Raw genomic sequence first — 20,061 nt, 5'->3', positions numbered from 1 at the left:
ATCGCGACGGCTGGCTGTCGATACTCCTGATCGACAATCTGGCGGCTGACCTCGTCGCCGCAGCGTTCAAAATCATACAAGCCGGGCAGTGTGCCGTGTCACCGGACGTAGCTGGCGCCATTGATGTCGATACAGCTACCCGTCGCACTGCGGCAGGCACCGGAGGCGAGGAAGGCGCACATGGCGGCAATCTCGTCGGGATGGGCCAGTTCGCCGATGGGAATCTCGGCCTTGGCGCGGGCGCGGTCTTCCTCGTGCTGCGGTCCCATGCGGGTATCGATCCAGCCCGGCGCCAGTGCATAGGCATAAACACCATCACCGCCCCATTGCCGGGCAATGGTCTTGGTCAATGACAATAGCGCGCCCTTGGAGGCGCCATAGGCCATGTGGTTGCGGTCTTCGCCGCGATAGCCGGCCCGGCTGGCGATATTGATGATCGATCCGCCGCCGGAAGCGACCATTTCGGGTATCGCCGCGCGGCAGAGGTCAGCGACGGCCATCAGATTGACCTGCAGCGTGGTCGCCCAGCTGGTCTCCCAGTCACTGTCGGAACTGTCGAGCGGGCTGGCCCAGTGGATGCCGGCATTGTTGACGATGATGTCGAGCCGGCCCGAGGCCAGGTGCAGGGCAGCGTCATAGAGATCGCGCCCAGCGCCCGGCAGCGCCAGATCTGCCTGCACCGCGCCCAGCGCCGCCGGGCCGATGGCCTGCACGGCCTGGTCGGCATCGGCCATGTTCTGGTTGCCGTGCAGCACGACTTCCGCGCCCTGGGCGGCGAACATATGGGCTGCTGCCAGGCCGACGCCGTGGCTGGAGCCGGTGATCAGGGCGCGTTTGCCCGCCAGTTGTCCCGTCATTTGACGCCTATTTCATCTGCTTCTTGGCGACGGTTTCGTACATCTTGCCATAGGGAGGAGCAAGCAGGCGGGACGGGTGCCATTTACCGGTGCGGAAAACCGAGCGCTCATGCGTGAAGGTCAAGAAGCCATGCTCGCCGTGATAGCTGCCCTGACCGGAGGCGCCGACGCCGCCGAAGGGCAGGTCCGGCACCGACAGGTGGAGCAGGTTGATATTGACCCCGGCACCGCCCGACATGGTGTTGTCGAGCACGCGTTCGGCTTCGGTCTTGTCGGTCGAGTAGACATAGAGCGCCAGCGGATGGTCGCGGTCAGCGACATGATCAGTGGCGGCGTCTAGCTCGGAATAGCCGATGATCGGCAGGACAGGCCCAAAGATTTCCTCGGTCATCAGGCGGCTGTCGGCCGGCGGGTTGATGACGACGGTCGGCGGGATCTTGCGGCCGGCCCTGGCGGCCTCGGCGTCATGCTTGGGCTGCAGGATCTCGGCGCCACCGGTGCGGGCTTCCTCGATCATGCCGTTGAGGCGCTCATAATGACGGTCCGAGACGATCGCGGTGTAGGCGTCGTCGGTGGCGGAATCGTCAAACTGGTGCTGCGCGACCTTGATGATGGCTTCGCCGAGTGATTTTTCCGAACCATTGGGCGCCAGCACATAATCCGGCGCGACACAGGTCTGGCCGGCATTGAAGAATTTGCCCCAGCCGATCGACTTGGCAGCAGCGTCCTGCGGGTAGGACGGTGTGACGATGGCCGGTGACTTGCCGCCCAGTTCCAGCGTGACGGGGACCAGGTTGTCGGCGGCGGCCATGGCCACCAGACGGCCAACCTGGGTCGATCCGGTATAGAAGAGATGGTCGAATTTCAGCTTGGTGAAGGCCTCGCCGACAGCGGGCCCGCCGGTGATCACGGTGACATGGTCTTCCTCGAAGGCCTCGGCGAGCAGCGACTTCATGATCTCGCCCGTCGCCGGTGTGTATTCGGACGGTTTGATCATGACCCGACAACCCGCAGCCAGGGCCGCGACCAAGGGCGCCATCGCCAGCTGGAACGGGTAGTTCCACGGCGAGACGATCCCGACCACGCCCTTTGGTTCGCGGCGGATGCTGGCCGAGCCCGGTGCCAGGGTCAGCGGAACGCCGACCTTTCGGGTCTTCATCCATTTGCCGAGATGCTTCTTGGCATGGCCGGCATCCTGGATGACGAAGGCGAGCTCTGCGATCACGCTTTCCTGCCTCGCCCGGTTGCCGAAGTCCTGGCTGATCGCATCGGCGATGGCATCGGCGTTTTTGCGACACAGATCGGCAAGCCGGTCGAGATCGGCCTTGCGCTTGTCGATCGGGCGGTGCCGCTCGGCCCGGAAGGCCGACTTCTGGCTGGCCAGGAGGGATTTCATGCGTTCGATCTGCTTGGCTTCGGCTTCACTCATGATGGGCTCCTCAGGCGTTGTCTTCGGCGATCATGACGGCCGCGCGGGTGGCGATCATGATCGTGGGTGCATTGGTATTGCCGCCGACCAGTCGGGGCATGACGGAGGCGTCGATGACGCGCAGCCCGTCGACGCCGCGGACCCGGCAGCGACTGTCGGTGACGGCCAGTTCGCCCGATCCCATCGCGCAGGTCGAGGTCGGGTGATAGAGCGTTTCGGCGCGCGCTTTCACATCCTCACGCAGCCCGTCCATGGTGGTAATGTCGGCACCGGGATAACGCTCTTCCTTACGGTCATGGTCAAAGGCCGGCGCATTGAGAATGTCGCGCACCTTGGCCAGCCCGTCGGTCATCACGTCGAGATCGAAGTCTTCGCCGAGATAATTGGGCTGGATGGCCGGATGGTCGGTGGGGTCAGTGGTCTTCAGCCGGATCTCGCCCCGGCTCTTGGGATAGAGCTGGCAGACATGCAGGGTGATGCCGTGACCGCTCGTCTTTTCAACACCGTGCGGGTTCGAGATCGCCGGGATGAAGACCAGTTGCAGGTCGGGCAGGTCGTCAGCATAAGCCGATTTGATGAAGGCACCGCCCTGGACCGGATTGACCGTGAACGGGCCATCGCCGCGCAGCGCCCAGCGCGCCACCATATACATGTGGGTAGGCAGGGACCGCAGGGAATTGCCGATCGATGTCGATGACTTGGTCCAGACCTGGGCCGTGACATCGAGATGGTCCTGCAGATTCTTGCCGACACCGGGCAGGTCGTGCACGACACTGACCCCGGCCTCGCGCAATTCGTCGGCCGGGCCGATGCCCGACAGAAGCAATGTCTGGGGCGAATTGATTGCGCCACCGGACAGGACGACTTCCTTGCGCGCATTGATCAAGCGGACCTCGCCCTCGATCTCGACCTCGACGCCGGTGGCGCGGCCATTCTCGATGACGACGCGATGGACCAGGGCGCCGGTCTGGACGCTGCAATTCTCGCGTTCCAGGGCTGGCCTCAGGAAGGCGTCGGCGGCCGAGCAGCGCTTGTGACCCTTCTGGGTCACCTGGTAGGGGCCAAAACCCTCCTGTTGCGGACCGTTGAAGTCGTCATTGCGCTTGTATTGCAGCTGGTCTGCGGCTTTCAGGAAGTCCTGGGTCAGCGGGTTGAGGGGCGCAATGTCCTGGACCCAGAGCGGGCCGCCCGTGCCATGCAGATCGCTGGCGCCGCGGGTCTGGTTCTGGACTTCCTTGAAGGCGGGCAGGGCGTTCTCCCAGCCCCAACCCTCGGCGCCATAGGCGCTTTCCCACTCGTCGTAATTCTCTTTCGCGCCGCGCATATAGTGCATGGCATTGATCGAGGACGAGCCGCCCAGCGTCTTGCCGCGCGGCCACAGGAGTTTGCGGTCGTTGAGGTGTTTTTGCGGCTCGGTCCAATAGCCCCAGTTGAACTGCTCGCCGGTCACCGCGTATTGCAGCAGCATCGGGGTGCGGATGATCGGGCTGTTGTCGGAGCCGCCGGCCTCCAGCACCAGGACCGATGCCGACGGATCCCGGGACAGGCGTTCGGCGACAGTGCAGCCGGCCGAGCCGGCACCGCAGATGATATAGTCGTAATCAGTCCTGCTCATCTTCGCCTCCAGTCTCGTCCTCTTGCATGACCGGCTCGACCGGGGTCGGTTCTGCCGTCACAGCGTCACCGTAATGGGCGGCGAGGGCGCGCATGGCGATGATCGACTCTTCGGTCCGGCCACCCCATTCGGTGTCGGCCGCGGTGCGGGCTATGACGACATTGCGGCGTTCATCCACCCACACATACTGGCCGTAGACGCCGGCCATGAAGTATTCGCCGTCATGATTTTCCGGGACCCAGAAGTGCAGGCCATAGCCGCGATGGGGGTAGACCGAATTGGGGCCGGCTTCCTGAAACGGGGCGTTCGGGCGTGTGGCCTGGGTGACCCAGCCTTCGGGCAGCAGGCGCTCGCCATCCCAGATACCGTCCTGCAGGTAGAATTGCCCGAAGCGGGCATAATCTTCCAGCGTGGCATTGAGGCAGCAATAGCCGATCGCCATGCCATTCTCGCCAGGGATGTTCTGGTTCCAGTAAGCCTCGCCGGTCATGCCCAGCGGCTGCCATATCCGTTCCTGGACGATATTGGCCAGATTGTCGTTATAGACACCGCGAACCACGGCCGAGAGCACCTGGGTGTTGGCGCTGACATAGTGCAGGTCCTCGCCTGGCGCACGATTGCGCTCGATTTCGCTGACCAGGCCATCAATATTCTGGCCATAGATGTTTGCACCGAGGAAGAGGCGGCGGATGTCCGAATTGGGCGCGTTATAGTCTTCCTCGAAATCCATGCCCGCCGACATCATCAGGAGATGGCGCAGTGTCGTGTCGCCATAGTCGGAGCCGCCATATTGCGGGGCGAACATCTCGGCGCTCTGGTCGAGATTGGCGATGCGTCCGTCCTGCATCGCCATGGCGATGAGGGTGGCCACAAAACTCTTGCCGACGGACCAGGACGTGTGCCGGGTGTCGGCATCGGCGCCGAGGCGGTAGATCTCGTGCACGACCTCGCCATTGTGGATCACCATCAAACCGGTGGTGTCGCTATCGTCCATCCAGTCTTCGACGGTCCGGTCGGCATCGCCCAGGCGGTAGCCGACGGTCGCGGGTTGAAGGTTTCGCTGCAACTCCCGCGCCGATTCGGTTGAATTTATCGCGCGATAGGGGAAGACATCTCCCATGTTTGAAAATGTTTCCACGAGACGTTCAGGCTGCGTGGCCGCCTGGATTTCCGCGGGTGAGTAGTCCGACCAGGGCCGGTAGAACCAGCCTGCGCCAATGATGATGGCGGCGCCCATAATCACCGCTAACCCAATGAATATTTTCTTCATTTCTCTCCCCATGACAGCGATTTGAACGCTGTTCACTCTCTAACGTATCAGAGTTGCGACGGGAGAAAAGAGCCAGATTGTTGACGGAAATTCAAAACACTGGGTGAGGTATCCGTGCATCAGGCCGGGCATGTTTTTTGCGGGACTGGGATAAACCGGCTGACAGAGGTGTCGAGCGGTGTTCATATATTGGACAGATGCGCGGAATGGTTGGCTAATAAAACCGCGCCACAGGGGAGAAATTCCAATGAAACTGTTTTCCAAAGCCGTCGCGATGGGCACGACGGCAATTTTGAGCGGGCTTTTTGCGGGTAGCGCAATGGCCCAGGTCGACGTGATTACCGTGACATCCCAAAAGCGCGAACAGACGCTTCAGGACACGCCGGTTTCTGTCGCCGTCGTCACCGGCGAGCAGCTCGAGCAATCGCAAATCCGCGATGCCGCTGACCTGCAGACCCTCGTTCCGGCGCTTCGCGTGTCCGAGTTCGCCACATCGACCAATACCGAGTTCAATCTTCGCGGTATCGGTACGTCCAGCTTCAACCCCGGCCTCGAGCCGTCCGTCGGCGTCTTCATTGACGGTGTCTACCGCCCGCGTTCGGGCTCTGCGATCAACGACCTGATGTCGGTTGAGCGCATCGAGGTCATTCGTGGCCCGCAGTCCACCATCTTCGGCCGCAACACGCCGGCCGGTGTTGTCAGCGTCATCACGATGGCGCCGGACTTTGATTTCAACTATGCCGGTGAAGTGACGGTCGGCAATTACGGCATGCGCCAGACGCGCGGCACCGTGACCGGTCCGCTGTCCGACAACATGGCTTTCCGCCTCGACGGCAATATCCACCAGAATGACGGCTATATCGACGTCGTTGACGGGCGTGAGGCCAATAACCGCGATCGCATGAGCTTCCGCGGCCAGCTGCTGTTCAACCCGAGCGACAATACCGAAGTCCGCATCATCGCCGACTGGGGTCAGCTTGACGAGAATTGCTGTGCGGCTCCGTTCGCCTTCTATGACCCGATCGACCTTGGCGCTCTCGTCGGCCTCGGCGGCACGGCCGTTCCGGCTGACGTCAATGGCGGCGACACGATTGCCATTGATGGTGACCTGAATACCGATCTGACCACGCAAGGCATCTCGGCCCAGATCGAGCATGACTTTGACGGCTTCACCTTCACCTCGATCACGGCCTACCGCCAGTATGACGAAGACCAGATCTTCGACGCCGATTTCTCGGATCTGGACCTGATCAGCCTGCGTTCGATCCAGAACCAGTATGACAGCTTCACCCAGGAGTTCCGTGTGACCTCCACGGGCGACAATGCGGTCGACTGGATGTTTGGCGGCTTCTACTACAATAACGAGCTGAGCTACGACAACTCGACGCCTTATGGTGCCGATGCGCGGACCTTCTTCGACGCGGCTTCGGCTGGCTCTGTTGCGGACCTCGTCGCGTCCTTCGGTCTTCCGGCCGGCACGGGTGGTGTGTCCCTGCTCGAGATCTTCCTCGACATGAACCAGGCCGCCGGCGTTGGCGGTTTCGTGCCGCTGGCATCGGGCAATGGCGCCCTGCCGACGACCCCGGCGGAAGGCTTCATTTCCACCCAACATGGCCTGATCTCGGAAAGCTACCAGTATGACACGACGGCCTGGTCGGCCTTCGGTACGGTCGACTGGCATCTGACCGACCAGTTCACGGTCACGATCGGTGGTCGTTATTCCGACGAAGACAAGGAAATGGTGACGGCGATCAACCAGCCCGATCCGATGTCGGCCTTCTCCTTTGCCGACCTTGCGCAGGATCTGCGTCTGGTGACGCCAGGCACTTGTGATCCGGGCCTGTTCGGTGTCATCGGCGGTGACGCTTGTGCCTATCTGGTCCCGTCCATCCTGTTCGGTCAGGCTCAGGCGGAAGCCATTGGCGGCGACCCGACCCTGCTGAACACGCTGCTGGCGCTCGGCATCTCGCCGACCTCGCCGCTGACCGCAGCCCAGGCCGCCAATCCGGCCCTGAACCCGCTGCTGGGCTTCACTGCCTTCCAGAACTTCCCGCCGGTCAATGCGGGCAACTTCCCGACCTCGCGCAATGACTCGAACTTCTCGGGCAACATCATCCTGTCCTACGATGTGTCCGACACGTTCAACGTCTATGCGTCCTACGCGACGGGCTACAAGCCGGGTGGCTTCAACGTCTCGACCAATGCCGCCTTCACCGGCGTGTTCGAGTTCGAGGAAGAAACCGCGGAAAACATCGAGTTCGGTGCCAAGGGCTCATTCGATGACGGCCGCTTTGTCTATGCGGCTGCCTACTTCCGCCAGGAAGTGACCGATTTCCAGACCAACAACTTCGTCGGCAACGGCTTTGCTCTGGAAAATGCCGGTTCGATCGAAGTGTCCGGTATCGAGTTCGAAGGTCAGTGGGCTCCGACCGACAATCTCCTGATCACCGGTGGCTTCACCTATCTGTTCGAAAGCAAGTATGGCGAATATCTCTACGCGCCTTGCCCGGACAGCTTCGATGCGACCGATCCGGACTTCGCGCTCTGCGTACCGGGTGCCGAGCGCACCAATGGCGCTGGCGTGACGGCCCTGTTCAACGACCTGTCTGGTCGTGACCGCGGCAATTCCGAGTTCCTCGGCGCGCTGACGGCGACCTACACGCATCAGCTCGGCGAGGGCATGGAAATGTCCTGGCGCGGTGAGATGAACCACGTGTCCGAATTTGGTCACACGACCAGCCAGGACCCGCGTCCCTTCGCCAACCAGGATGCCTTCCAGCTCTACAACGCATCTGTGACGCTGGGCGCCGATGACGGTGCCTGGGCAGTCCAGCTCTGGGGCCGGAACATCTTTGACGAGAACTACACCAAGGGCGGTTTCCCGTCGGTTGGTTATCTCGGCACCAGCTACAACGCCTATCCGGGTGATCCGCAGACCTACGGCATCACCCTGCGTGTTCGCGGCTAGTGAACAACGTTCAAATAAGCGTATGATCGCGGGCGGGACCTTTCGGGTCCCGCCCGTTTTCGTTGGACGCGGAGCTGTGTGATGTCGCTCATTTATCTGTTGGCCGGGTCTGTTCTCGGCGTCAGTGTCATGGTCCTGATCAATGCCTGGCTCGGCATCAGCCGACCTGCACGCCTGGTCGATCTGGACGACGCGGCCCGTCGGCTGGATGCCGACCGGGTTGGTTTCGACGCCGGCGAGGGTGTGCTGGCCGTTGACGGCGCAGCGGCCCTGATCGCCGAGCGCTCCGGCGATTGCCTCGGGCTTCTGGTCGCCCGGGGCAGTGACCTGGTGATCCGTTATCTGGTGCCCGGCAGTGTGCGGGACGCAGTCGTGGAGGAGGGGAGTGCCGTGCGGCTTCGCCTTAATGATTTTGTCTTTGCGCCGGCCAGATTGCGGTTCAGCACGGCCGATGAGGCCTCGCTCTGGGCCGGCCGACTGTCCGACCTCCAGCCAGTTGCGAGGGCCTGATCATGGAGGTCCCTGCCTTCGTCCAGAACTGGAACCCGATCACCCTGGCGATCCCGTTCTTCACCCTTTCGGTCTTTGCCGAGATGGTTCACGCCCGCCTGACCGGCAAGACCCGTTTCGAGACGCGGGATACGGCGGCCAGTCTGATCATGGGGCTGGGCAATAACGTCTCCGGCATCATTTTCGGCCTACTGCTGGGAGGCTGGTCGGTCTTTGTCTACGACAACCGCCTGCTGGATATCTCCTTCGCCTGGTGGGTCTGGGTGATCGCCTTCGTCTTCGATGATTTCCTGTATTACTGGTCGCATCGTTTCGCCCATACAGTGCGCTGGTTCTGGGCCGACCATGTCGTTCACCACTCGTCCCAGCACTACAATCTGACCACCGCTCTGCGTCAGCCCTGGATCAGCCCCTTCACGTTGAAATTCCTGTGGCTCGGCTCGGCCATGGTCTTCCTCGGCTTCCATCCGGCGATGGTCGCCTTTGTCGGGGCGCTAAACCTGATCTACCAGTTCTGGATCCATACCGAGGCCATCAAACGGTGTCCGGCCTGGTTCGAAGCGGTTTTCAACACGCCCTCGCACCACCGCGTCCACCACGCCACCAATCCGATCTATCTTGACCGGAACTATGCCGGCATCTTCATCATCTGGGACAAGATGTTCGGCACCTTCCAGCAAGAACGTGACGACGAACCCTGCCGCTACGGCATCGTCAAGAATCTCGGCACCTTCAACCCGGTCAAGATTTGCCTGCATGAGTGGATGGGTATCGTGAAGGACATGGCCGGCGCGAAATCGCTCAAGGACGCGGCACTCTACCTGCTCGCCCCGCCTGGCTGGTCGCCGGATGGATCGCGGGAGACCTCCAAAACCATCAAGGCCAAATGGCAGGCCCGGCAGGACAAGGCGGCAGAGGCTGAGGCCGAGGCGGCGGAGTAGGGGCGTGGGCCACGCCTCGCCCCCTGCTTGATGCGCGCCACTTATCCCCGCCCTGCACCCCTTTCCTTCTCCCCTGGGAGAAGGTGCGCGTAGCGCGGATGAGGGGAGAAACTCTTGCGGTCACCGGGATTTGCCCCTCACCCTGGCCCTCTCCCAAGGGAGAGGGAACGCATCACCCAGCATAAAATCCAGGAAACTTATCCTCCCCCCTTATCCGCCATGGGACACTGCCCTTGGTTTTCGGGACGGGAGGCGCGAGCTCAGTCACTTGTGCCCGGGAACGAGCGGAGCCTGTCCGCGCTTTGGATGTGACACCCCAAAGCTCCGGCAGGGCGTGCGATCAGGTCCAGGGGCACTAAACGACCGACCCTCAGTACCTGGCGCATTGGAATCGGGGGCGAGAGCGTCCGGGAAATCTCCGAGAACGGGATGTCGAGGACATCACGGACACCGCAGACCACCAACAGGACACCCCGGTGTCCGCCGACATCCCGTTCCCTCCCACCCTTCGGCGCAATCGCGGCCGAAGACGAAGGCGCATGCCCGCACCCCCGGCGGACGCCCGGCGCCACGCGGCCCATCGCGCCAAGGGCTACGGACAGTCGATAAAATATCCCGGCCACGTTTCGTCTCAGGGCTTGCCAAACGGCTCGTTTTGACAGACGTTCGGGTTGTGAACATTGTTCACCAATCCGCATTGTACAAAATATTGGCAATGCAAGACATGTTTGGTCGCTCCTGGGGAGGTAACGCGCCATGGCATCGCTTCGCGATCTATATCCGATGCAGGACATCGACAAGAATTGGTCGATCCCGGAACAGTTCGACGCCACGTTCGACTTCGAGTATGACGAAGGTCGCTCGACCCTTATGCACTTGTACCAGAAGGGCAAGGACATGCAGTGGGATGCGGTCAATCGCATCGACTGGACGCTGGAGCTGGACCCGGAAAACCCGATGCAGCTGCCCGATGAAGGCATCGCGCTGCACGGCTCGCCGATGTGGGACAAGATGACGAAGAAGGAACGTATCGAGTTCCGCCGTCATGCCCAGGCCTGGAATATCTCGCAATTCATGCAGGGCGAGCAGGCGGCCCTGATCTGTGCTGCCAAGATCGTCGAATCGGTGCCCGATCTCGACGCCAAATTCTACGCCGCGACCCAGGTCATGGATGAGGCCCGCCATGTCGAGGCTTACAAGAATCTGATGACCAAGTTCGGCGTCGCCTATCCGATGACCGAACCGCTGCGCCAGCTGGTCGACCAGGCCCTGCGCGACAGCCGCTGGGACTTCACCTATCTGGCCATGCAGGTCGTCATTGAAGGGCTGGCCCTGGCCGCCTTCGGCACGATCCGTGACCTGGCCCAGAACCCGCTGGCCAAAATGGTCAATGCTTATGTGATGGAAGATGAGGCGCGTCATGTCGCTTTCGGTCGCCTGTCACTGCGGGACTATTATCCGCACCTGACCCAGGCCGAGCGCGACGAGCGCGAGGAATTCCTGGTCGAGGCCTGCTATCACATGCGCGACCGTTTCCAGGCGCGGGAAGTCTATGAAGTCATGGGCTTGCCGGTCGAGGAATGTGTCGCCTGGGCCGAGCAGTCAGAAATGAACAAGTTGTTCAAGACCTTGCTCTTCCAGCGCATCGTACCGGTGGTCAAGGATATCGGCCTGTGGGGTCCGAAGATCCAGAAGGCCTATGCCGATATGGGCGTGTTGCACTATGCCGATCAGGACCTCGACGCCCTCGCCAGGCAGGACGAGGAAATCGCCCGCGAGCTCGACACCGTCAAGCACCAGGACGTCCGCACGGCCTATGTGCATGCGGTTGGCGGCATGGCCGAATAGGCCGGACCGGCTCACACACAGTATCCCGGACTTGGGGCCTCGCATTGCGCGGGGCCCTTTTCTTTTGGGGGGAGGGTTGATCAGATGCCGTCGATATCCATGGCGCTGTGCACGACCGCGAGGACGTCAATACCGTCGTCGCGGGTGCGATAAAAAACGATGTGCGCGTTGTGTCGGAATGAACGGGAACTTTCGGCGACGTCGTCGCGCGGTCGCCCGGAGGCCGGATGTTCGGCGAGCCATCTGAAGCGGTCGTCCAGGGACCGCAAATAGCTCTGACACTGCGAATGGCCCCACGTCTGCGTGGTGTAGCGAGCGATGGCCTTGATATCTGCAACGCCGCGCGGCGTAAGCCGCACCCGGAGTGTCATGCCTCTCGCCCGGCCTCGGCTATGATCGTCTCGATATCGTAATCATCAACGAAGGCTTCTTGATCCGCTTCACTGAGGCCTTCGCGGACATGGTGTTGCAGGGCGGCAAGTCGCGCGCCGCGGCCCTCCAGCTCCCGCAGGGCTGCCCGGACAACTTCGCTGGCCGTTCCATAGCGGCCGCTCGCCACCTCATCGCGGATATAGGATTCCCAGTGGGGGCCGAGTGAGAGGCTGGTCGATGCCATGATTGCGCTCCGGGATATTCAAAATGAATATAGGAGGGGTGTGGGGCTGATGCTAGTTCAAAAAGGCCGCCCAGGCGCGGGTCGACCCATAGATCGCTTGTCAGCCAGCGGGCCGTCTCCGCTTCTTCAAGTCAAGGGCGGCGAAGCCGCCGCTGCGCGGGCCTGCCCCTTGAGTTGAAGAAGCGGAGACGGCTTACTCCCGGCAAGCGATTTATGGGGCGATGCGCGCTCGGCGCTTCCGGTCAGGACCTTGCAATGACTGCGGATTCAATCCTGACCAAACGCATAGGGCAACGCCCCTGGTCGTCATGGTCGCGACAAGTCGCGCTGTATTCGGGCTCGGTCGAGGTCCCACGGATGGGCGCGCAAGTTAGCCAGCGCCCGGTCGAATTCGATGCTGCCGCTCTGTGCAATGAATTCATGTTCTGACTCGGATATCGGCACCACAGACAGGATCGACACGTCGTTGATGCGTGTGATTTCATCACCGGTGCTTGGTGAAATTGTCTTCAACTCGCTCAAATAGAAGCGATCGAACCAGGGGGCCGTCGGCAATGGATCGAAAATCATAGATACCCAACCTGGGCCGACTGGGTTAGATCCCCACCCTGGGCCGACCGGGTCTTCGCCGCCAATTACGGATTTGGCCAGACGCTCCAGCATTTGCAGCACCCATGACCCGGCGTGTTTCTGGCTAAGCCCGATAATGAGTTCTGTGCCGATCATTTGGTTCGGGTTCGAGGCGCAAACGCGGAGATTGCTCAGGCCCAATGTCGCAAAAGCCCGATCCGCGACAGGGTCCGGATATGCGACTTCCACGATTTGAAAAGGCTGATGGGTGTTGAACTCCTGCAATCGCCAGCCTCTCTCTATTCGGCCGAGCTTCGCTTCAAATTCATCGGTCGTGTAGTTGCGGTGTTCTTCCATCGTGCTTTCCCTCAACTCTCCCCGAACGCATAAGGCGAGGCCCGCAGCTGGTGCGGGTCCATTGTCAGCTTGCGGTTGAGGGGCGGGAAGGCGCGCTGGGCGCAGTCTTCGCGGTCACACAGGCGGCAGGCGAGACCGATCGCGGCCGGGTTGGCGTCACTCATCCCGTCGGCATGGGCGATCTTGCCGGCATTGTCCCAGTCACAGCCCAGGGCGATCGCGTGCAGGACGGGCGGCTGTCCTGTGGGGCCTTGCGTTGACTGGCCACGGGCGAGCGACAGCATGCGGGTGCCGTCGGGCAGTTCGAAGGACTGGGTCAGGATCCGCTCGGGCATCCGCAGCGCGTCGTAGAGATTCCATTTCGGACAGCCGCCGCCGGCGCGGGCAAAGGGCATGATGCCGCCGCCGAAGCGCTTGGAGACATTGCCCGCCGCATCGACCCGGATCATGAAGAAGGGCAGGCCGCGCGCGCCCGGTCGCTGCAGCGTGGTCAGGCGATGGCAGACCTGTTCATAGCTGGCCTCGAAACGGCGTTGCAGAACGCCGAGATGATAGCGATTGGTCTCGGCGGCCCTGTGGAAAGCGGCATAGGGCATCTGCACCGCGCCGGCGAAATAATTGGCGAGACCGATCCTGAGCAGGCGCCGTCCCTCGGCGCTGGGCAGATCGATCTGGTCACACAGGCTGTCGAGAAGATCGGCCTGTTCCAGGCTCGCCAGCACGACCGCCATGTGAAAGCCGCGTGAGGCGGGGGGCAGGGTCTCCGACAGCAGCAGGCGGCGACCGTGAAAGTCCAGGCGGCGGCGGGCGCCGGCCATCACGTCCTCGTCCAGCACGCGAACGGTAAAGCCGTGCTGGTCCTGCAGATAGGCTGCCAGCGCCTGGTCGCGATTGCGACTGCGCAGACCGGCCCGGTCGCTCAGGGCCTCGGCGGCTTCCTCGAGGTCGGGGAAGTGATTGTGGTGAGCGTCGATGGCGTTGCGGACGGATTCCAGCACCACACCGGGGCCGCCCGTTGTCGCGCCGGGGCCGGACATGCGCGTGGCGAGATCGGCCGTGGCTGTGGCCATTTCCCGATAGGACTGGAACAGGCGGGTCAGGGCCTCGGCGGCGCGCGGCTGGCTGTCGGCGAGCTCGTTGAGTTCCACGCGGTCGAGCTCGAGACCGGCCAGGACCGGGTCGGCAGCCGCCTCGGTGAGGTCGGCGATCAATTGCCGATCGCTCTCATTGGCAAAGCTGCGGACATCCACGTCGAAGGCTTCGGCCAGGGCCAGCAGCACCCGCGCGGTCACCGGGCGCTGATTGCGTTCCAGCAAGTTGAGATAGCTGGCCGACAGGCCCAGGGCTTCGGCCGCCTCGGCCTGGGTCATGCCACGTTCGCGCCTGAGGCGGCGCAGGCGGGCGCCGGCGAAGATCTTCTCGAAAGCCTGGTTGTCGCTCATGTTTTGTACCAAAATTTACAAACTGACATCAACACAATGTAGAGATCATACACGCAAACCTCTTTATAGGAAAAGCCATATCGACAGGTCGCGTTCCGTTTGACAGCTTGGGGTCAATATCAAGCAAGCCAAACCGGCCAAGCCGGAACGGAGACAAAAATGACGACTTTTGCGGAACTGGTCCCCAACACGGCCGATGATCGTTTCAACGGTATCGAGCGTCCCTACTCCCCCGAAGACGTGCAGAAGCTGCGCGGCTCGATCACCATCAGCCAGACCCTGGCCGAGCGCGGTGCCAACAAGCTGTGGGAGCTCCTGAAGACCGAACCCTATATCAACGCGCTGGGCGCGCTGTCAGGCAATCAGGCCATGCAGATGGTCCGCGCCGGGCTGAAGGCCATCTACCTGTCCGGTTGGCAGGTCGCCGCCGACGCCAACACGGCCGGCACCATGTATCCCGACCAGTCGCTCTACCCGGCCAATTCGGCCCCGGAACTGGCCAAGAAGATCAACCGCGCCCTGCAGCGCGCCGACCAGATCGAAGTGTCCGAGACCGGCGAGGCCAGCCGTGACTGGTTTGCCCCGATCGTCGCCGATGCCGAGGCCGGTTTTGGCGGCACGCTGAACTGCTTTGAAATCATGAAGGCCTTCATCGAAGCCGGTGCTGCCGGCGTCCATTTCGAAGACCAGGTCGCAGCCGAAAAGAAATGTGGCCATCTGGGCGGCAAGGTGTTGATCCCGACCAGCCAGCACGAGCGCAATCTCGCTGCGGCCCGTCTCGCCGCCGATGTCATGGGTGTCTCGACGATCACCGTTGCCCGGACCGATGCCGAATCCGCCAACCTGATCAATTCCGACATCGACGAGCGCGACCATGAATTCATCGATTTCGACGCTGGCCGCACGCCGGAAGGCTTCTTCCGCCTGAAGGAAGGCGTTGGCGTTGATCACTGCATCAAGCGTGGCCTGGCCTATGCCAAGATCGCCGACCTGTTGTGGTGGGAAACCTCCAAGCCGAATCTCGACGAAGCCCGCCGCTTCGCTGAGGCGATCCAGAAGGAATTCCCGGGCAAGATGATGGCGTACAACTGCTCGCCGTCCTTCAATTGGGAAGCCAATCTGGACAAGGCCACGATTGAAACCTACCAGCAGGAACTCGGCGCCATGGGCTACAAGTTCCAGTTCGTGACCCTGGCCGGCTTCCACCAGCTCAACCACGGCATGTTCGAACTGGCTCGCGGCTACAAGTCGCGTGGCATGGGTGCCTATTCCGAGCTGCAACAGGCCGAGTTCGCGTCCGAAACCGATGGCTACACCGCAACGCGTCACCAGCGCGAAGTCGGCACCGGCTATTTCGACAAGGTCTCGCTGGCCATTTCCGGCGGCAAGGCCTCGACCACGGCCATGGGCGAATCCACCGAGTCAGCCCAGTTCGCAGCCGAGTAACGCCTCACTCACTGCTCCTTTCCGGGGTGCGGTCCCTCCGAGCGCACCCCGGTCTTCTCTCCGCCCCATCCAGGAGACTGACATGACCCTCATTGCCCCTTCCGGCGTCGAAGTCCTGGGCCATCTCGAGCCCGGCTATCGCGACATTCTCAGCCATGAAGCACTCGGCTTCCTGGCCGGCCTGCACCGTCGTTTCGAAAAGCGACGCCAGTCCTTGCTGCGCTACCGCAAGGAGCGCCAGGCCGAGCTCGACCAGGGCGCGCTGTTGATGTTCCCGCACGAAACCGTCGACATCCGTTCAGGCGAATGGAAGGTCCGTCCGGCCCCCGCCGACCTGCAGGATCGTCGCGTCGAGATCACCGGCCCGGTCGACCGCAAGATGGTCGTCAACGCGCTCAATTCCGGCGCCAAATGCTTCATGGCAGACTTCGAGGACGCGACATCACCGCTGTGGTCGAACCTGATCGAGGGCCAGATCAATCTGCGCGACGCCAATACCCGCGAGATCGATTTCACCGATCCCAAGAACAACAAGCGCTATCAGGTTAAGGATGACGCGGCAGTCCTGATCGTCCGTCCGCGCGGCCTGCATCTCGACGAGCGCCATGTTCATGTCAACGGCCAGGCGATCTCCGGCTCGCTGTTCGATTTCGGCCTCTATGTCTTCCACAATCACGCGGCCCTGAAGGAACGCGGCACGGCGCCGTATTTCTACCTGCCCAAGCTGGAAAGCCGGCTGGAAGCGCGTCTGTGGAGCCTGGTCTTCCAGCATGCCGAGGACGAGCTCGGCCTGGAGCGCGGCACGCTGCGCGCCACGGTTCTCATCGAGACCCTGCCGGCAGCCTTCGAGCTGGACGAGATCCTGTACGAGCTGAAAGACCATATCGTCGGCCTCAATTGCGGCCGCTGGGATTATATCTTCAGCTATATCAAGCGCCTCAAGTCGCGCCCGGAACATGTCCTTCCGGATCGTTCGGCCGTGACCATGAGTTCACCCTTCATGGCGGCTTATTCGCGCCGTGTGGTGGCCGTCTGTCACCGCCGGGGTGCCCACGCCATGGGCGGCATGTCGGCCTTCATCCCGGTCAAGAATGACCCGGCTGCCAATGCGGCAGCGACCGAGAAGGTCCGCGAGGACAAGCTGCGTGAAGTGAAGAATGGCCATGACGGTACCTGGGTCGCTCACCCCGATCTGGTTCCTGTTGCCATGGAAGTCTTCAACGAACGCATGAAGGGCCCCAACCAGCTCGACCGTCCGGCCGACCCGCACGAGCGTCCGGTGACCACGCAGCAATTGCTCGAGGCTCCGGCCGGCGACATCACCGATGCTGGCGTCAACGACAATATCGACGTCGCCATCCGCTATATCGCCGCCTGGCTGGGTGGACGCGGAGCGGTGCCGATCCGCAATCTGATGGAGGATGCCGCGACAGCCGAGATCGCCCGTGCCCAGCTGTGGCAATGGCGCACCTTCGGTCAGTCCACCAAGGAAGGCACCGCGCTCACCGGCCCGATGCTGGAAAACAAGATCGAGGACATCTGCTCGACCATCCAGGATGAAGTGCCGGATCAGACCGAGCTGTGCGATCGCATCCGCGCCGCTGCTGATATCCTGACCGGGCTGGTCCTGTCCGAGGACTTCGCCGAATTCCTGACCTTGCCGGCCTATGACCGCCTCACGGCCGAACTCAAGGCGCCGATGAAGCTGATGGAATTCGAGGACTGACAACAAACAGGCTGATGACGGTTGGTCGTCTCAGGCGCGGGGTCCGGGTGAGGTCGAATGACCGGCCCGGGCCCCGTATTTGTTTGGGGGGCGGCGACCCTCTGCAATTGTCATCCCCGCTGGATGTCCGGCGAAGGCCGGACGCAAGGCGGGGACCCATGTGGCGGCCACAAGTTAGGTCCCTGACTTTCGCCCGGCCTGCGCCGGGCGTCCATCTGGGATGACAAGAGCCGGGAGAAACCTGCGCCTGGCTAGCCTGTCACACCCGTGCCCGGCATCCGGTAACCGCACAGATCCGCCAGCTTCCAGCCCGTTGCCGTCTGTTCAAAGCGGCAAGTCATGTAGTCGCCGCGATAGGTGCCATAAGGCAAGGGCGCGTCGAGGAGTGGCGTTTCCGGGGCCGGTGCGACCCGGTCGTAACGGCGCTGCGGATAGACCAGGATCTGGCGCGAGGCCTCGGTCGCCACAAAGCCCGGATCGTCGAAAATGCACAGTGGCGGCTGGCTCAGCATGCCGGTCACCGTGCCGCGTGTATTGCCCTCACTGCCCCAGACATGGGCGCGGATCATCGGATCGCGCGAAATGAAGGCGTTTTGCACCAGTCCCGGCGCCAGCGCATCGGCGACCGCCGTCTCGTTATGGCTGATGATGGCCGAGAAGGCCGCCATCTCATACCCCAGCGGGGCCCGGCACATGGGCACGGTTTCGGTGGCACAGGCAGACAGCGCGCCAATGGAGGTCAGGGCAAGTAAGGCAAATCGGATACGCACGATAAACTCCGCTCGGCGGGTAGGGACTGTCTTGGCTATAGCGGCTTTTGTCCGGGGCGGCGAGGGGCTGGGCCGACAGAGCGCGGGAAAACCGGTGTGGGCCGGCTTGTGCCCGGCAACCCAAAGTGATTCGCGCTCAGGTCGACTATTGGTATAGTGTGCGCTCGGGTTGAATGGAGGGGCGTGACATGTCGGAGCGCGACGAGGAGCAGGCTGCTGCAGCGAAGGCGCCCGAAGGCGCACCGGAAGAAGGGCCAGGTCAGGCACCGCAAACCGGAAAGGGTGGCCTGATCCGCTGGCGTTTCTGGGAAAGTCCCGACTGGCACAACCTGTTGGAACGATTGGCGATGCGCAGCTTCTGGGTCAGTTTCGCCGTCATTGTCGTGTTCGCCCTTGTCTATGCGCTCAACGCCTTTCCCTTCAATCGGGTGTTCGAAGCGGTCATCGCACTTGCCGGCGCAGCGCTCATCTTTGCCTTTGCTCTGAAGTCCAATGACGGCGTGATGCGGTTCCTGGGCATGATGCTGATCGCCGCGTTGATCATTTCGCCCGACGATATCCTGCGGCTTGCCCGCTCCATCCAGAACCAGGAAGAAGCCGAGTCGGTGTCCGCGCTCGAGGCCGATGTCCATCGCTTCAGTGTCTTTGACACCCGCACTGTCGCGCTCGACCTGCATGCCATGCTGGAAGGGTTTGACGAGGAGTTGCTGGCGCTGGGTACCAATAATGGCGTGTCTCGCCCGGGCGGGAAGTTCGGCAATATCGCCACCATTAATGATGACGCTCTCCGCAATTTCATCGGCTGTGTGCTCGACGATGCGGTGGCGCGCAGCGTGGCGTCCTCAATGCGTTCGTCCGAGCTCTATCAGACCTATCGCACGATCATGCTGGGGCGCTTCCACGAGATCGATTTCAGGCCGCCGGATCGCGACGAGATCGATGCCAATCTGGATGTGCTCAAAGCGTTGGGTGTTCTCGACTACCCGGAAGGCCAGCGCGACGACATGGTTGTGACCCGGCTCGGCTGTCAGGCGATGTGGGAGTATAACTCCCTGCGTCTCGAATACCGGAGACGCGTTCGCACCGGTGCTTCCCTGCCGTGTCAGAGCGAACTCAATTTCAATCACGTCGCGACCGGCCCCTATCCCGGTTTCGAATTGCCGGTCGAGGAGACCGACCGCCTGGCACTGGAAGGCCGGCGGCAGCTTTGCATTGAACGCGGACTGGAGGCGGTTTCGGGCTCAGCTACTCTGGTCAGTGCATCGCTCCTGCCCAGTAATGGTACGACGCAATCCTACAGTAGCCAGGACTTATATCCGGCAGTCGGCGATTTCGCGGACGAGGCCGCGCGTCTGGCGTGGCCGGATGATGGGGAAGTCGGTGAGCGCCTCGAGGTGCCGGTTAATGAATGGGTGCTGGTTGCACTCAGCGGCGCAGAGAGCGGCGATGAGCTGACTGTCATGGGACTCGATGGCATGGACCCGTTCATACGGCTCTATGACGCCGACCGAAATCTGATCGCGACTGTGGATGACAGTCCGGGGCCGGATGGCGCCTATTCCCTCGATCCACGATTCGTGGTCGGCGAGCTCAGCGCCATCCCTGCCTTTGTCGCCATACGCGGATACGCGTTCGCCGGCGGACGGGTTGAAGTCAGGCTCAGCCATTCCACGCCCGCGACCGAGCCCCGGTGAAC

The 20,061-nt window shown here is 62.3% G+C and carries 16 protein-coding genes; 7 read left to right on the top strand and 9 right to left on the bottom strand.

Features of this window, described 5'->3' with window-relative positions; genetic code table 11:
- Positions 1 to 98 precede the first annotated feature (98 nt).
- Genes MMAR10_RS08490 through MMAR10_RS08475 form a run of 4 tightly spaced genes read right to left on the bottom strand, consistent with a single transcriptional unit; the run spans position 99 to position 5,171 of the window.
- A complete protein-coding gene (locus MMAR10_RS08490) occupies positions 99 to 857 on the bottom strand; it encodes an SDR family NAD(P)-dependent oxidoreductase (RefSeq protein ID WP_011643576.1) in 759 nt (252 codons plus the stop codon).
- Between the two features lie 7 nt (positions 858 to 864).
- The gene (locus tag MMAR10_RS08485) at positions 865 to 2,286 is read right to left on the bottom strand and encodes a coniferyl aldehyde dehydrogenase (RefSeq protein WP_011643575.1); all 1,422 of its coding nucleotides are present in this window, start codon (positions 2,284 to 2,286) and stop codon (positions 865 to 867) included.
- Positions 2,287 to 2,296: 10 nt separating this feature from the next.
- Positions 2,297 to 3,901, bottom strand: a complete 1,605-nt coding sequence (locus tag MMAR10_RS08480) for a GMC family oxidoreductase (RefSeq protein WP_011643574.1) — start codon at positions 3,899 to 3,901, stop codon at positions 2,297 to 2,299.
- A complete protein-coding gene (locus MMAR10_RS08475) occupies positions 3,888 to 5,171 on the bottom strand; it encodes a serine hydrolase domain-containing protein (protein ID WP_190273907.1) in 1,284 nt (427 codons plus the stop codon). Before MMAR10_RS08475 ends, MMAR10_RS08480 begins: the two co-directional genes overlap by 14 nt.
- A gap of 247 nt (positions 5,172 to 5,418) precedes the next feature.
- On the opposite strand from MMAR10_RS08475, the gene MMAR10_RS08470 reads away from it, so the two are divergent.
- The 4 genes from MMAR10_RS08470 (at position 5,419) to MMAR10_RS08455 (ending at position 11,438) form a co-directional block, all read left to right on the top strand.
- Entirely contained in the window at positions 5,419 to 8,139 is a 2,721-nt protein-coding gene (locus MMAR10_RS08470) for a TonB-dependent receptor (protein ID WP_011643572.1), read from the top strand.
- Between the two features lie 81 nt (positions 8,140 to 8,220).
- The gene (locus tag MMAR10_RS08465) at positions 8,221 to 8,649 is read left to right on the top strand and encodes a hypothetical protein (RefSeq protein WP_011643571.1); all 429 of its coding nucleotides are present in this window, start codon (positions 8,221 to 8,223) and stop codon (positions 8,647 to 8,649) included.
- Positions 8,650 to 8,651: 2 nt separating this feature from the next.
- A complete protein-coding gene (locus tag MMAR10_RS08460; RefSeq protein ID WP_011643570.1) occupies positions 8,652 to 9,590 on the top strand; it encodes a sterol desaturase family protein in 939 nt (312 codons plus the stop codon).
- 756 nt (positions 9,591 to 10,346) lie between these two features.
- Complete coding sequence (locus MMAR10_RS08455) at positions 10,347 to 11,438, top strand: ferritin-like domain-containing protein (protein WP_011643569.1); 1,092 nt, start codon at positions 10,347 to 10,349, stop codon at positions 11,436 to 11,438.
- A gap of 80 nt (positions 11,439 to 11,518) precedes the next feature.
- Here MMAR10_RS08455 and MMAR10_RS08450 read toward each other — a convergent pair whose 3' ends face one another.
- From MMAR10_RS08450 to MMAR10_RS08435, 4 genes are all read right to left on the bottom strand, one after another.
- Positions 11,519 to 11,809 carry a type II toxin-antitoxin system RelE/ParE family toxin gene (locus MMAR10_RS08450; RefSeq protein WP_011643568.1) on the bottom strand — a complete coding sequence of 97 codons (291 nt, stop codon included), beginning with the start codon at positions 11,807 to 11,809 and terminating at the stop codon, positions 11,519 to 11,521.
- Positions 11,806 to 12,054, bottom strand: a complete 249-nt coding sequence (locus MMAR10_RS08445) for a type II toxin-antitoxin system ParD family antitoxin (RefSeq protein ID WP_011643567.1) — start codon at positions 12,052 to 12,054, stop codon at positions 11,806 to 11,808. The genes MMAR10_RS08450 and MMAR10_RS08445 overlap by 4 nt, the downstream gene beginning before the upstream one ends.
- A gap of 306 nt (positions 12,055 to 12,360) precedes the next feature.
- Complete coding sequence (locus MMAR10_RS08440) at positions 12,361 to 12,981, bottom strand: suppressor of fused domain protein (RefSeq protein WP_041636884.1); 621 nt, start codon at positions 12,979 to 12,981, stop codon at positions 12,361 to 12,363.
- An 11-nt stretch (positions 12,982 to 12,992) separates the two neighbouring features.
- A complete protein-coding gene (locus MMAR10_RS08435; RefSeq protein ID WP_011643565.1) occupies positions 12,993 to 14,423 on the bottom strand; it encodes a helix-turn-helix domain-containing protein in 1,431 nt (476 codons plus the stop codon).
- A 159-nt stretch (positions 14,424 to 14,582) separates the two neighbouring features.
- Here MMAR10_RS08435 and aceA point away from each other — a divergent pair, with 159 nt between their 5' ends.
- Positions 14,583 to 15,869, top strand: a complete 1,287-nt coding sequence (gene aceA, locus MMAR10_RS08430) for an isocitrate lyase (RefSeq protein ID WP_011643564.1) — start codon at positions 14,583 to 14,585, stop codon at positions 15,867 to 15,869.
- 82 nt (positions 15,870 to 15,951) lie between these two features.
- Positions 15,952 to 17,595: a malate synthase A gene (aceB, locus tag MMAR10_RS08425; RefSeq protein WP_011643563.1), complete on the top strand. Its 1,644-nt coding sequence runs from the start codon at positions 15,952 to 15,954 to the stop codon at positions 17,593 to 17,595.
- A gap of 251 nt (positions 17,596 to 17,846) precedes the next feature.
- Here aceB and MMAR10_RS08420 read toward each other — a convergent pair whose 3' ends face one another.
- Positions 17,847 to 18,365, bottom strand: coding sequence for a hypothetical protein (locus tag MMAR10_RS08420; RefSeq protein ID WP_011643562.1), 519 nt, complete (start codon positions 18,363 to 18,365; stop codon positions 17,847 to 17,849).
- 188 nt (positions 18,366 to 18,553) lie between these two features.
- Between MMAR10_RS08420 and MMAR10_RS08415 the strand changes: the two genes are divergently transcribed.
- Positions 18,554 to 20,059, top strand: coding sequence for a hypothetical protein (locus tag MMAR10_RS08415; protein ID WP_011643561.1), 1,506 nt, complete (start codon positions 18,554 to 18,556; stop codon positions 20,057 to 20,059).
- The last annotated feature ends 2 nt before the right edge of the window (positions 20,060 to 20,061 follow it).

Origin of the sequence: Maricaulis maris MCS10 (genome assembly GCF_000014745.1) — a bacterium.
Lineage (GTDB): Bacteria > Pseudomonadota > Alphaproteobacteria > Caulobacterales > Maricaulaceae > Maricaulis > Maricaulis maris_A.
The sequence above is the reverse complement of the archived record's forward strand: the minus strand, read 5'-3'. Positions and strand labels throughout refer to the sequence as shown.